At 44.0% G+C, this 14,127-nt stretch carries 13 protein-coding genes, 3 pseudogenes and 1 other annotated feature; of the genes and pseudogenes, 15 read left to right on the top strand and 1 reads right to left on the bottom strand.

Annotated features, from left to right (window positions below; genetic code table 11):
* The first annotated feature begins 35 nt into the window (after positions 1–35).
* From JCM14108_RS02770 to mnmA, 13 genes and pseudogenes are all read left to right on the top strand, one after another.
* Entirely contained in the window at positions 36–1,064 is a 1,029-nt protein-coding gene (locus tag JCM14108_RS02770) for a branched-chain amino acid aminotransferase (RefSeq protein ID WP_035178290.1), read from the top strand.
* A 213-nt stretch (positions 1,065–1,277) separates the two neighbouring features.
* Positions 1,278–2,318, top strand: coding sequence for a branched-chain amino acid aminotransferase (locus JCM14108_RS02765; RefSeq protein WP_035178288.1), 1,041 nt, complete (start codon positions 1,278–1,280; stop codon positions 2,316–2,318).
* Between the two features lie 54 nt (positions 2,319–2,372).
* Positions 2,373–3,206, top strand: coding sequence for a histidinol-phosphatase HisJ (gene hisJ / locus JCM14108_RS02760; RefSeq protein WP_035178285.1), 834 nt, complete (start codon positions 2,373–2,375; stop codon positions 3,204–3,206).
* A gap of 74 nt (positions 3,207–3,280) precedes the next feature.
* Positions 3,281–3,548: a binding site (T-box leader), on the top strand.
* Positions 3,549–3,879: 331 nt separating this feature from the next.
* Complete coding sequence (locus JCM14108_RS02755) at positions 3,880–5,022, top strand: ATP phosphoribosyltransferase regulatory subunit (RefSeq protein WP_035178282.1); 1,143 nt, start codon at positions 3,880–3,882, stop codon at positions 5,020–5,022.
* A 1-nt stretch (position 5,023) separates the two neighbouring features.
* On the top strand, positions 5,024–5,686 hold the full coding sequence (gene hisG, locus JCM14108_RS02750) for an ATP phosphoribosyltransferase (protein ID WP_035178279.1): 663 nt from the start codon (positions 5,024–5,026) through the stop codon (positions 5,684–5,686).
* Entirely contained in the window at positions 5,683–6,267 is a 585-nt protein-coding gene (gene hisB, locus JCM14108_RS02745) for an imidazoleglycerol-phosphate dehydratase HisB (RefSeq protein WP_035178275.1), read from the top strand. Before hisG ends, hisB begins: the two co-directional genes overlap by 4 nt.
* Positions 6,267–6,893, top strand: coding sequence for an imidazole glycerol phosphate synthase subunit HisH (gene hisH, locus JCM14108_RS02740; RefSeq protein ID WP_035178273.1), 627 nt, complete (start codon positions 6,267–6,269; stop codon positions 6,891–6,893). The genes hisB and hisH overlap by 1 nt, the downstream gene beginning before the upstream one ends.
* Positions 6,871–7,599, top strand: coding sequence for a 1-(5-phosphoribosyl)-5-[(5-phosphoribosylamino)methylideneamino]imidazole-4-carboxamide isomerase (hisA, locus tag JCM14108_RS02735; protein WP_035178270.1), 729 nt, complete (start codon positions 6,871–6,873; stop codon positions 7,597–7,599). Before hisH ends, hisA begins: the two co-directional genes overlap by 23 nt.
* Positions 7,589–8,346 (top strand): annotated as a pseudogene (gene hisF, locus JCM14108_RS02730) (imidazole glycerol phosphate synthase subunit HisF). Before hisA ends, hisF begins: the two are co-directional and overlap by 11 nt.
* Complete coding sequence (hisI, locus tag JCM14108_RS02725; protein WP_081759835.1) at positions 8,316–8,669, top strand: phosphoribosyl-AMP cyclohydrolase; 354 nt, start codon at positions 8,316–8,318, stop codon at positions 8,667–8,669. Before hisF ends, hisI begins: the two are co-directional and overlap by 31 nt.
* Positions 8,669–8,995, top strand: coding sequence for a phosphoribosyl-ATP diphosphatase (hisE, locus tag JCM14108_RS02720; RefSeq protein WP_035178267.1), 327 nt, complete (start codon positions 8,669–8,671; stop codon positions 8,993–8,995). The genes hisI and hisE overlap by 1 nt, the downstream gene beginning before the upstream one ends.
* Before the next feature lie 27 nt (positions 8,996–9,022).
* Complete coding sequence (gene hisC, locus JCM14108_RS02715; RefSeq protein WP_035178265.1) at positions 9,023–10,096, top strand: histidinol-phosphate transaminase; 1,074 nt, start codon at positions 9,023–9,025, stop codon at positions 10,094–10,096.
* Positions 10,097–10,210: 114 nt separating this feature from the next.
* Positions 10,211–11,334: pseudogene (gene mnmA, locus JCM14108_RS02710) on the top strand (tRNA 2-thiouridine(34) synthase MnmA).
* 88 nt (positions 11,335–11,422) lie between these two features.
* On the opposite strand, the gene JCM14108_RS02705 reads toward mnmA, so the two are convergent.
* Positions 11,423–12,343, bottom strand: coding sequence for an AEC family transporter (locus tag JCM14108_RS02705; RefSeq protein ID WP_035178262.1), 921 nt, complete (start codon positions 12,341–12,343; stop codon positions 11,423–11,425).
* A 324-nt stretch (positions 12,344–12,667) separates the two neighbouring features.
* Here JCM14108_RS02705 and JCM14108_RS02700 point away from each other — a divergent pair.
* A pseudogene (locus tag JCM14108_RS02700) lies at positions 12,668–13,323 on the top strand (histidine phosphatase family protein).
* Positions 13,324–13,334: 11 nt separating this feature from the next.
* Positions 13,335–14,081, top strand: a complete 747-nt coding sequence (locus tag JCM14108_RS02695) for a tetratricopeptide repeat protein (protein WP_152536898.1) — start codon at positions 13,335–13,337, stop codon at positions 14,079–14,081.
* The last annotated feature ends 46 nt before the right edge of the window (positions 14,082–14,127 follow it).

Below are 14,127 nucleotides of genomic sequence, written 5' to 3'. Positions count from 1 at the left end.
GTGGCTTGATTTTAAATTTAAGGAGGTTTCTTTTAATGGCAAAACAAGATGTTAAGGATCTTGATTGGTCCAATTTAGGCTTTACATATAGAGATTTACCATACAGCTACAATGAGGAATTTAAAGATGGTAAATGGCAGAACGGTGGCTTGACAACCGATTCAACACTTACATTTTCCGAAGCCGCTGAAGATTTACATTATGGTCAGGAAGTTTTTGAAGGTATGAAGGCTTACCGCCGAAAGGATGGCGGGATTAATCTTTTCCGTCCTAGTATGAACGCAGAACGGATGGCCAATTCAGCTAAACGATTAGCAATGGTCGAGTATCCCAAAGATAAGTTTGTGGAAGCCGTTAAGGCCGTTGTTAAAGCCAACCAGGAGTTTGTTCCACCTTATGGTTCTGGTGGTGCTTTATATATTCGGCCATTCATGGTTGGTACGCAACCAGTTGTTGGGGTAACGCCTTCGGATGAGTATACGTTCCACATTTATGCAACACCGGTTGGCGCTTATATTAAAGGCCTGACACCAATGCCATACATGGTTAGTGAATACGATCGGGCTGCCGGTGCCGGAACGGGCCAGGCTAAGACTGCCGGCAATTATGCAAGCAGCTTGCTGCCGTCGATTTTAGCCAAAAAGGAAGGCTTTGCCGGTTGCTTATACTTGGATCCACGTGAGCATAAGTACATCGATGAATTTGATGGTGCTAATTTCTATGGAATTACCAAAGATGGCCAATTCCTAACACCAAAATCAGATTCAATTCTGCCTTCAATCACCAAAAAATCAATTTTGCAAATTGCTAAGGATCAGGGTTTAAATCCTCAGGAAGCCCGAATTGCAATTGATGATTTGGATGATCTGGTTGAAGCTGGTGCAATGGGGACGGCTGCTGTTATTTCACCGGTTGGTTCGTTAACTTACAAGGGTAAGAAACACGTCTTTTACAGTGAGACCAAGCCGGGTCCCGTTACGCAAAAACTTTACGACACCTTGTTCGGCATTCAGGAAGGTGACGTTGAAGATAAGTATGGCTGGGTTGTACCGGTTGAACTATAAGCGTACCTGATAGTCTAAAAAGTTCAATTTAAGATATAAAACCGTCTTTCAGATTTATGAGAGACGGTTTTTTGTGTTTTTAAAGCGTAAAGTTAAAATTTAAATAAGTGCGATCTGAATTTGGTTGACACGCGGCCATTAAAATATTAGACTATTAGAAATTGGTTAGACCAAACCGATGATTGTTGATGACATATTTTAGGAGGATTTTTTATGGCTAAAGCAAAACCCGCATCAGAGTTGGATTTTAATAACCTGGGATTCGATTACATGGATTTACCTTATCGATTTCTGGCTCACTATTCGGATGGCAAATGGGATGCCGGCAAACTTACCGAAGACAGTACGTTACATATTTCTGAAGGCTCAACCTCGGTTCACTATGGGCAGGCTGATTTTGAAGGCTTGAAAGCTTACCGGACTAAAGACGGCAGTATTAACTTGTTTAGACCGGACATGAATGCCAAGCGGATGCACAATAGTTGTGAGCGGCTGCTCATGCCACCGTATCCGGAAGACAAGTTCATTGAAGCAGTTAAGCAGGTGGTAGCGGCTAATGCCGATTACGTTCCACCTTATGGAACCGGTGCGACCCTTTATCTGCGACCGTTAATGATTGGCGTTGGTGGTAATATCGGTGTTCATCCAGCTTCAGAATATCTGTTTACGATTTTTGCCATGCCCGTTGGCGCCTATTACAAAGGCGGTTTAAAACCAACCAACTTTACAACGTCTTATTATGACCGGGCTGCGCCTCATGGCACTGGTCAGAGTAAGGTCGGTGGTAATTACGGCGGTAGTTTGCTGCCTGGCGATCAGGCTCACAAGGCCGGTTATTCAGATGTTATTTATCTTGACCCGGCAACTCATACCAAAATTGAAGAAGCCGGATCAGCGAACTTCTTTGGCATTACAAAAGATAATGAATTTGTGACGCCGAAGTCACCTTCAATTTTACCAAGTATTACAAAATTTTCTGCACTGTATTTAGCTGAGCATCGGCTTGGTTTGAAAGCTGTCCAGGGGGACGTATTCATTAATGACTTGGATCGGTTTAAAGAGGCTGGCGCAATGGGGACGGCTGCTGTTATTTCACCAATTGGCGGCATTGAGTATCAAGATCACCTGCACGTTTTTTACAGTGAAACCGAGGTTGCACCGTTAACCCGGAAACTTTATGATGAATTGACTGGTATTCAATTCGGTGATGTTGAAGCGCCTGAAGGTTGGATTCAAAAGGTACCGCTTGATTAGTTGTGTTATTCCAAGTAGAGTTTACTGACGTTTTTTTAAACAGAGGATGATAATGTGGTTAAACGCGAAGGCCATTCTCACACTGAGTTTTGTCCGCATGGTAGTGGTGATGATGTTGAACTGATGATTCAAAAGGCAATTCGGCTGGGCTTTGGAGAATATAGCATTACGGAGCACGCACCACTGCCGCCGGAGTTGAATCGTGAGTACGCTGGTCAACTGACAGGGCTAACCGAAGCATCAATTGACATGAGTGATCTGACACCTTACTTTAACAAAATGCGGGCGATGAAAAAGAAATATGCGGATCAAATTAAAATTAATATCGGCTTTGAAGTTGATTATTTGGCGGATTTTATTTCATGGACGCGGGATTTTTTAAACGAATATGGGCCGCAAACCGATGATAATATTTTGTCTGTTCATTTTATGAAGGGGCGAGATAATAAGTATTGGTGTGTTGATGATACGCTGACTGATTTCAACACCGGGTTATTGTCGATTGTCAGTGATTCTCAGGCTTTGTATACGAAGTACTTTAAGTTGGTTCGGCAAGCAGCAGCGGCAGATTTGGGGCAATTTGGGCCCAAGCGAATCGGTCACATAACGTTGATTCGTAAATTTCAGGATCATTTTCAGCTGGCGCCTCGGTATAATCACGAGAATCAGGTGCTGATTCAATCAATTCTTGAGACGGTTCGTGCTAATGGTCAACAGCTCGATTTTAATGCGGCTGGCCTATACAAAACGGCATGTAATGAACCGTACCCCAACTTTGGAGTTGCTATTCTGGCAAAGCAGATGGGCATTCCATTGATTTACGGCAGTGACGCGCACAGTATTGCCGAAATCGGACACGGTTATCATGGATTGGCAGAGTTTCTTTAATTAACTTGGAAAAACCAACTTGACTTTTTGGCATATCGTGATATGATTTCTTATAAATTAAGGATTAATAATAAAATAAAGTTTTGATTAGAAAAAGTAACCAGCTCTGAATGTAAAGAGAGTTCCGTAGCTGAGAAGGAATCATTTCGACTGGTGAAAACACATCTATGAACTAATTGATTGAACGGAGTAGATCAATTCGCAGGTTTAGCGTTATCAGGGTTACCGCAACTGTTATCGGGTTTCAAAGTAAACCGATGAGTAGTTGTTGGCAACGTAAGGCAGTCTATCGTGAGGTAGCTGCAAATTGGGGTGGAACCGCGATTAAAATTCGTCCTCGAAAACTGAATGAAGTTTTCGGGGACGTTTTTTATATAGTGTGCGAAGCAAAGCGGTTAACACTCGAAGTGTAAGGCGTTCATTTCGGAAATCCGAAGTTTGGATTTTTGAAATGAATCCCTTACATGCAGAGTGTTGCTTTGAGCAGCAGTCCTAAAACAGTGTGCGAAGCAAAGCGGTTAACGTTCGGAATATAAGGCGTCGGTTCGGAAAATCCCGGGTTTGGATTTTTTGAACCGATCCCTTATATGCAGAATGTTGCTTTGAGTAGCAGTCCTAAAACAGTGTGCGAAGCAAAACGGTTAACACCCAGAAATCAAAGGAAGTGGCAGAAGTGAAAAATAAGAATTTACCAAACGGCACCCGTGATGAGTTTGGCAGTCAGGCAGAAGTAAAGGAACAACTTCAAATAAAATTATTGGATCTCTTCAAAAACCGGGGATTTCGTAAGTTAACGACACCGGTTGTGGAATATTCGGACGTCTTTAAGCCGTTGAGTGCGGATAACTATCGGCCGTATCAGTTTTTGGATGAGCAGGGTGAGACGCTGGTTCTGCGGCCGGATTTGACTTTACCGGTTGCCAGAGTGATGAGTACAACCGGAATTGAGCTGCCTGTTAAGTGGTATTACAACGGTGATGTTTTTCGGGTAAAAAAGCGGCTCTCCGGTAGTTATAACCAGATTACCCAAGCGGGAATTGAAATCATCGGCTATAAAGGACTGAAAGCCGATTGGGAATGTCTTCAGGTCGCACTTTCGGGGTGCCGGCAGCTGAATTTGGCAGATGTGACGGTTGAACTCAGTCAGGCCAAATTCGTTGAAGCGGTGATTCGGCAGTTGCCTTTACCGGATCCAACCAAAGCCAGTCTCAAGCAGGCGTTGTTTGACAAGGATCTGAGCAGGTATCAAAGCCTCTGGGCACCACTAACGGGGACAGCATTTGAAAAGTTTTTGTCTGAGTGGCCCTGGTTGTTTGGTGATTTTAATCAGGTTATCAAAATTGTTGAAACGTTGCCGCGGGCGGTTGAAGTTGAAAAAATTGTTAAGAGTCTGATTGCAACCAAATCGTTTCTGAATCAGCAGTTCCCAGAGGATCACGTGACACTGGATTTAAGCGTTCCGTCTCCGCAATCCTATTACACCGGTATGGCGTTTCGGGGATTTACCGGCAAATCTGCGGATTATTTATTCAGTGGCGGCCGGTATGATGATTTGCTAACCAATTTCCAGAAAGTGAAGGTCTCGGCGGTTGGCGTTGCGTTTGACGTTGATGCGTTGGTGGAGCGGGCTGAATTGCCTGTTGACCAGCGACAGACCCTGATCTACTTTGATGATGATCAATGGGAATTAGCGGAAAGCAAGTTGGCTGAAGTGCAAAACGCAACGCTCTGCCTTTCCCAATCACGTCAGGCAGCAAAGCAATTGGCTGACAGCACCGGCAGCAGACTATTAGATTTAACGAAAGGCAGGCAATAATATGGCGCCAATTAAAATTGCTTTAACAAAAGGACGAACCGAACAGCAGGTAGTACCGCTGTTGGCGGCGAGCGGTATTAACTGCTCGGGCTTAAGGAACAAGGGTCGAAAATTAATTTTTAAAGATGATCCCAGATATGAATTTATTTTAGTGAAGGGACCGGATGTCTTGACTTACCTAAATAGCGGGACCGTTCAGGTTGGCATTGTCGGCAGTGATATTTTAGACGAGCAAACGAACTTTCAATATGCCATGTTAAATTTAAGCGTCGGTAAATGTCGATTCGTCTTGGCATCAACAGCGGACTTTAATCCCCAACAGCAGCGCCGCAAGATTATCGCGACCAAATATCCCAACATTACCAAGCGTTATTTTGAAGGAATCGGCGAAGATGTTGAAATCATCAAAATCGAAGGTTCGGTTGAGTTGGCGCCACTAATTGGCTTGGCGGACGCCATTGTGGATATTGTTGAAACGGGAACAACACTGCGGGAAAATAATTTGAAAGTATATGCCAAGCTGCAGCCGGTTAACACCAAATTAGTGGTTAACCGATTGGCCCTTCGCCAATATCAGCCGCAAATCAAAACGTTGATTAAAAACTTACAGGCCGCCGACCAACAAGCAGCCCGGGCAAACCAAATTGAGGAGCTATCAAAATGAGAACAGCATCTATTTCAAGAAATACAAACGAAACTCAAATCGAATTGACATTAAATTTAGATGATTATTCAAAGATTCAGGTTGATACGGGAATTGGCTTTTTCAATCACATGTTAACGGCATTTGCCAAGCACGGACGCTTCGGGTTGGTTGTTAAGGCCAAGGGTGATTTGGATGTGGATCCGCACCACACGATCGAAGATGTCGGTATTGCGCTGGGGTTGGCTTTAACAGAAGCTTTGGGCGATAAGGCCGGAATTGAACGTTTTGGTTCCGCGTTAATCCCACTTGATGAGACGCTCAGCCGGGTCGTGATTGATTTGTCAGGTCGATCCTACCTGGTATTTAAAGCTGAATTTGCCAATGACCATTTAGGCGGCTATGATACGGAAGTTACTGAGGACTTTTTCCAGGCATTTGCGTTTAACGCGGAGCTGAATTTGCATGCTGAAGTACTCTACGGCCGTAATACCCATCACAAGATTGAAACATTGTTTAAAGCTTTGGGACGGGCTTTAAGAGCGGCTGTGACATTAAATCCTGAGATTAAGGGGATTCCATCAACCAAGGGGGTCATTTGATGATTGTTGTTATTGACTATGATACGGGCAATACGCGTAACGTTAAAAAAGCACTGGATTTTCTGGGCGTGCCAAACCAGCTGAGTGCCGACCCACAAAAAATCTTGGCAGCCGATGGGGTGATCCTACCGGGAGTGGGCGCTTTTAAAAAAGCGGTTGATGCGTTAAACGAACGTCAATTGATTCCGATTATTCAACAAGTTGCCAGGCAGGGGACCCCGATGCTGGGGATTTGCCTGGGCATGCAGCTGTTATTTGACCGAAGCTACGAGTTTGGTCAAACAGCCGGGCTTTCGTTAATTGAGGGGGAAGTCGTTGCCATTCCGGATAATCTTGGGGTTAAGGTTCCCCACATGGGGTGGGATCAAAACCAGGTAACCCAAAAAGCACCAATTGCTGACGTATTTGATCAGCAGTTTAGCTATTTTGTTCATTCTTTCTATGTAAAAACAGCTGCAGCTAATATTCTGGCAACCGTTGACTACGGCGTTAAAATGCCAAGTATTGTGAAAAAAGATAATGTGATTGGGATGCAGTTTCATCCTGAAAAAAGTGGGCAGGTCGGGCTCGCCGGGTTAACGAAATTTAAGGAGATGGTTGAAAATGCAGATTATTCCCGCAATTGATTTAAAAAATCAGGAAAGTGTCCGCCTGTACCAGGGCGATTTTAATCAGACAACATTAATCAGTGAATCACCGGTAAAACAGGCGTTGGCAATTGAAAAGGCTGGCTTGACCAGCTTACATCTGGTTGACTTGGATGGTGCCAAATCGGGTCGGCCGATCAATCGGTCAATTATTCAACAAATTTGTGCGCAAACCAATCTGGCAGTAGAAGTTGGCGGCGGCATTCGATCGTTGTCGCAAATCAACGCTTACCTGACTTCCGGTGTTAAACGAGTGATTCTTGGTTCAGCGGCTTTGAATGATCCTGAGCTGGTTCAAAAAGCCATCCGACAATTCGGGGCAGATCAAATTGTCGTGGGGATCGACGGCAAAGCCGGGATGGTTGCCGTTTCCGGCTGGCTGGAACAGAGCCGGGTTAAAATGGCCGAGTTAATGGCTTCAATGGTTTCGTTTGGCGTTGGCACGTTTATTGTGACCGACATTTCAAGAGACGGGACCATGAGCGGCCCTAATGTGGCACAATTAAGCAATCTGCAGAGTCGCTTCAAGGAAGCAACGGTGATTGCTTCGGGCGGGATTCGAAACGTTGCCGACTTAAATCAGCTGGCTGATACGGGGATTAAAGCGGCCATCGTCGGCCGGGCAATGGCAACCGGTGATTTACCGCTGTCGACGTTGGCGGAGGTGGATCAAAATGTTGGCTAAACGAATTATTCCCTGCCTGGATGTGGATCACGGCCGGGTTAAAAAAGGGGTTAACTTTGTTAATCTGCAGGATGTCGGTGATCCGACCGAAATTGCCGCCGCTTATCAAAAGCAGGGTGCTGATGAATTGGTTTTCTTGGATATTACGGCAACCAACGAAAAACGAAAAGCCATCGTTGAAACGATTGAGAAGGTGGCCGGTCAGGTTTTTATGCCGCTAACAGTTGGCGGTGGGATTCACAACGTTGCCGATATGATGGCACTCTTAAAAGCTGGGCTGATAAAACAGCTGTTAATTCGGCGGCCGTTCGGCAGCCGAAATTAATTACCGCCGGGGCCGAAAAATTTGGCAGTCAGTGTGTTGTTTTGGCGATTGATGCTAAATTCAACCCCGAAACCGATGCCTATGAAGTGTTTGTTAACGGCGGCCGTCAGCCCACAGGTTTAAACGCAATTGAATGGGCGAAAGAAGGCGTTAAAAGAGGCGCTGGTGAACTGCTGGTTACCAGTATGGATAAGGATGGCACTAAAAGCGGCTATGATATTCGCCTTTATCAGCAATTAACCGCGGCAGTTGGGGTACCAATTATTGCTTCTGGTGGTTGTGGCCAGCTTAGTGATTTTTCAGATGTATTTCAGAAAACCAATGTCGATGGGGCCTTGGCCGCATCAGTTTTTCACTTTGGTGAACTGACAATTAGTGATGTTAAGCAGCAATTAAAAACAGATGGGGTGATCGTACGTTAACACCAAACTTTGCCAAATACGCTGATGGGTTGATTCCGGCAATTGTTGTTGATGATCGGACTAACCAGGTATTAATGATGGCCTATGTCAATCAGGAAAGTTATCAACGGAGTTTAAAAACCAGGCAAACCTGGTTTTGGTCCCGCAGTCGCCAGGAACTGTGGCATAAAGGTGAAACCAGCGGTAATACCCAGGAATTGGTTTCAATGGCGATCGATTGTGATGAGGATACGTTATTAATGCGGGTAATTCCTGCTGGGCCGGCGTGTCACACGGGCCACACCAGTTGCTTTTATCGAACAGTATTGGAGGAGAAAAAATAATGGCTGAACAAAATTTGGATGAATTATATGATTTGATCTTAAAGAGAAAGAACAATCCTGAAAAGGGATCGTATACTGATTATTTATTTACAAAGGGTTTGGACAAGATTTTAAAAAAGGTCGGTGAAGAGGCAACTGAGGTAGTGGTAGCCGCTAAGAATGATTCGGATCCGGACTTTATTTTGGAAGTAGCCGATTTGGCTTACCACGTGGAAGTGCTGATGGCGGAGCGCGGCATTACGCCAAAGCAGATCAAAGAAGAGCTGGCCAGTCGAGAGGGCCGTCAAAGCAGAATTCATGATCGAAAAGATATTAAAAATTGGTAATTAAATGATGAAGAGTGGAGGCCGCTTATGGTAAAAGAATCAGTCAAACATCTGAATCCCTACGTTCCTGAGCAAACCCTAGCCGATTTAAAATCTCAATACGGGTTAAAAAAATTAGTACGACTGTCTGCTAATGAAAATGCCTTTGGGACTTCGCCTGAGGTTGCCAAGGCGCTGGATAAATGGCATTTTAGCGATGCTAATTTATATCCTGACAGCAATGCAGAGGTTCTGCGAAAATCGATTGCAAACCGTTTTGGGATTGATGAGGATCATTTGCTTTTTGGCAACGGGTTGGATGAAGTGATCGAGCTGCTATGTCGAGTCATTTTGGCACCCGGCGACGAAGTGATTGATCCGGCACTTACCTTTTCCGAATATCAGCTTCATTCTCAAATCGAAGGGGCTGTTATAAAACGAGTAGCGCTCGACAATGCCGGCGTTTTGAATCTAACGGCTATCAAAGATCAGATTACGGCTCGCACCAAAATGATTTGGCTGTGCAATCCCAATAATCCAACCGGGACGTTCTTGGCTCCCACCACGATTCAATCGTTCCTGGAGACCGTTCCGGAATCGGTAACGGTAATTGTGGATGAGGCCTATATCGATTTCGTTGGTGATAAACGAGCTTCGGTAATTCAGCTAACCAAACAGTTTAATAATCTGGTTGTTCTACGGACTTTCTCCAAGGCGTATGGCCTGGCCAACTTTCGGGTTGGTTACGCGGTTTGCAACCCGCCATTAATGAGCTATCTGCAGGCGACCAGGTTGCCTTATAATCTAAGTACGTTTGCAGAAATTGCCGCAACGGCTGCTTTTAAGGATACGGAATTTGTTAACCGGGTGGTTGAAACAGTTGTCCAGGAACGCGACAAATGGCACCACTTTTTGATGAAACAAAATCTGCCGTTTTATGAATCAGCCGCCAATTTTATTTTCTTTAAGGCTGGGGATGCGGATCGGCTGCACGACTATCTACTTAGAAACGGCTATTTAGTGCGAAACGGATTAAAAACTGGCTGGCTGCGAATTTCAATTGGTAAACCCGAAGACAATTTGGCGGTTCAAAAGTTAATGGCTGACTATTTTAATGATTAGTCAATGGGGTCATCAGTAGCATTTCGGCCCAGAATGCGTTAATATAAATTTTACTGGAAATTACGACCTTCACTCGTAGATTCTCCAGAATCTAATTGAAATGATGGTGGTTTTATGCAAGACAACAGTCAAACTCGGGTTGTTGTTGGAATGAGCGGTGGCGTTGATTCGTCAGTTGTGGCTTATTTGCTCAAACAACAGGGATACGATGTGATTGGCGTTTTCATGAAAAACTGGGACGATACCGATGAAAATGGCGTTTGTACGGCAACGGAAGATTATAAAGATGTTGCAAGGTAGCCAATAAAATCGGGATTCCATATTATTCGGTCAATTTTGAGAAGGAATATTGGGATCGGGTCTTTACGTACTTTTTGGATGAGTACAAAAAGGGCCGAACACCCGATCCGGATGTGATCTGTAATAAGGAAATTAAATTTAAAGCCTTTTTGGATTATGCACTGGAGCTGGGAGCCGATTACATCGCAACCGGTCATTATGCTCAGTTGACCCGCGATGAGAATGGTCATAACCATCTTTTACGGGCAACCGACGGCAATAAAGACCAGACCTATTTTTTGAGCCAGTTATCTGCCGACCAGTTGGATCGCGTTATGTTTCCGATTGGTAATTTGGTAAAACCGGAAGTTCGGGAAATCGCGCGTAAAGCAGGATTGGCAACGGCTGATAAGAAGGATTCCGTTGGGATTTGTTTTATTGGTGAGAAGAACTTTAAGCAGTTTCTTGGCCATTATCTGCCGGCAACGCCTGGTAAGATGATGACTGTTGACGGTGAGGTCAAGGGGCAGCATGATGGCTTGATGTATTACACAATCGGTCAGCGTCGTGGCCTTGGTATTGGTGGCGATGGTATCGACAACCAACCCTGGTTTGTGGTTGGCAAGGATTTAAAAAAGAATATTCTGTACGTCGGTAAGGGTTATCATAATGAGTTACTGTACGCAGATTATTTGGAAGCTTCCGATATCCACTGGGTTAATAATTTGGATCGTGGTCATGACTTTCACTGTACGGCTAAATTCCGATATCGACAAAAAGATACCGGTGTAACGGTTCATTTAAGTGATGATGGCCGGAAAGTGCGGGTTGATTTTGACGCACCCGTTCGGGCCATTACACCTGGTCAGGCAGTCGTCTTTTATGATGGTGAGGAATGCCTTGGTTCTGCCATTATTGATGCTGCTTACAAGCAGGCTAAAGAGTTACAATATGTTTAACAATTGGCTTATATAAAGCTTCAAAAAGGAGATTCAACCGATTTGGTTTGAATCTCCTTTTTATGAAATAACTTACAATATTATAGGGTTAGCCGATCAACCACATGAAGATTGGCATGCTGACAAACGAGCAAACCGTGCTCCAAAATTGAATGGAGGCAATTTCCGATTCTTTGATTTTAAATTGAATGGCCAAAGTTGTTGGCATGGTAGCTGTTGGAATTGCCAAGGTTAAAACGACGATATTGATAATACCGGCCGGTGCGTGGACTGCCAGCATGATTAACCAGATAACACACGGAAAGAGAACGTTTTTGGCAAAAACGCTGATCCCAATAGAGGGACTGATTGTAATTCTTCTTGTAAAAAGGACAATCCCAATGGAAAACAGTGCCAATCCACCGGCAACTTTACCAAGAACCATAAAGGTATTCTCCAGTTCCGCGGGCATCTGCCAACCAGCCAAGGCAATGACAAATCCCAGCAGGGCACTAAGAACTAACGGCTTTTTAAACGTGCTGATGAGCCGTTCGCTGATAGAAGTGACTTCGCCTTCTTCTGCCAAGGAAGCGAAAACTGCCGGTAAAAGCAGGATGTTAATAATTAAAGTACAAAGGCCGATGGTAATGGCGCTGACTTGATCGCCAAATAACAGGGGCAGAATAGCCGACCCGATAAAGGGAACTGATGGATCGGCGACCGACAACGATCTAAGCGCCGATAAATCCAATGGCAGTCGAAAGCCGAACCGATAAGCGATCATTAAGATAACGTAGCAGCCGACCATGCTTGCCAAAAGCCAGCCGGCTAAGGGAATATCCGCGATAATAATTTTTCTGGGCGTTCCCCAAATTCCGGCAAAAACACTGAAAGGTAAGGCGTAATTCATGACCAGTTTAACGAACTGCTGGCTGTCATGGTCGTCAAAATCATTTCGATAAGCAGCAAAGTAACCAATTCCAATCGTGACGATAATTGGAATCAAAGCAAATAAAAGCGTCTGGAGCATCGACATTTCCTCCTAACAATGGGATTTCTTTTGACAAGCAATCCTAAGGGGGCTGCCCGTTAAAAGAAAAGCTGATTAGAATAAGCTTACCACTGTAATATTGGGATTTGAAGCGGAAAGTGGGGTTGTTGGTTTGAGGACTGCTGCGCAAAACAATGCCGCTCCATATAAGGGATAAATCTTAAAAATCCAGGCCCAGGATTTTCAAGATTCACGCCTTATATTCCGGACATTAACCGTTTTGCTTCGCACACTGAATTTCTTTGAATTTCCTCGCCAATGCTGTCATAATAGTGAGTGATTAACATATGGGAGGAATGGCTTTTGACGCGATTATATTTTGTACGACATGGAAAAACCGAATGGAATCTCGAAAGCCGTTACCAGGGGGCCGGAGGTGATTCACCGCTGCTTTCTGAAAGTTATCGTGAAATGAAACAACTAGCGGATCATTTTCAAAATGTACCTTTCAATCATATTTATGCCAGCCCGATCAAACGAGCCAGAATCACAGCTGGAACGATTGCACGACGATTAAAAAGTCATCCCGTTATTTCATTGATGTCCCGACTGGAAGAATTTGATTTGGGAAAGATGGAAGGAATGAAGTTTACCGACGTCAAAGAACAGTATCCCCAAGAATTTGAGAATTTTCGGAACCACCCCGTTCTTTACGATCCAACCGAAATCGGCGGTGAGAGCTTTGTTGATGTGATTAATCGAATGACACCCGCAATTATCGAGATTGTTCGTAGCAATCCGCAAAAAAACGTGATGATTGTCAGCCACGGTGCGGCATTGAATGCCGAGATCAACCACTTATTGGGGACCCCGCTGGCCGATCTGCGCAAACGCGGTGGCCTGGCGAATACCAGTACCACTATTTTGGATAGTAGTGATCAAGGCAGTCGTTCTCACTTGTAAAGTGGAATGATACCAGTTATTTAAACAAGAAATTGGACGAAACTGATTTAGTTTAGGTGGCCAAATGATGAAAGAGAATAATTCAGATAAAATTAAAAAGTTACAAAAAAAGAATCAGGAAAATCAACGTAAATATATTAAGAAACGCGAAAGTGAAGAGAAAAAAGCAGCCCAATTGACGCATCAACTAGTGGCTAAAATTGATGCCGATCCGCATAATTATCATCATTATTATGATTTGGCGACGTTATTGGTTGAGGGCAAGTCTTATGAACAGGCTGAAGAGCTTCTCATGAAGGCTTTGGGGATTTTTAAAACAGCTGACCAAGATGTTTTGGATACCTTGAAATTTGGACTTGGTAACGTTTATTATGCTGCCGAAGAATATGATAAGGCGATTAAGATTTTTCAAGAAATCGACGATCAAAAGCTGCAGTCCGAAGCTTATATTATGTTGGCCCAAAGCTATATGGCAAAGGGAGATAATAAACGGGCGATGGTATTTGCCCTTTCTGCTCAGAGTACCCGTCAAAAGGATCCGGTCGTTAATCAAATGATTGGTGATAATTTGTTAGCCTTGGGAAACTTTTCCCAAGCCGCAGATTTTTACGATTTAACTTTAAAGGCAGAGCCTCAAAATGGCAAGGCCAATTTTAATCGAGGCCTGGTTGCCATGGTATTGGGGGAAGACTTTGAAGATTATTTTAAAAAAGCCAAGCAATATGATCCAACATACTTTAAGAACGGCCAGCAAAAGTTGAAAGATATTGAAAAATTTGTTCAATTAAATAAAAAGAAACCAAATCAGGATTAGTCGCATAGGCCAAAATGACATGAATTAAAGTTGTTTTATGAGGAGA

Source organism: Lentilactobacillus farraginis DSM 18382 = JCM 14108, from assembly GCF_000583655.1.
GTDB classification, from domain to species: domain Bacteria; phylum Bacillota; class Bacilli; order Lactobacillales; family Lactobacillaceae; genus Lentilactobacillus; species Lentilactobacillus farraginis.
This window is presented reverse-complemented; position numbering and strand designations above follow the sequence as displayed.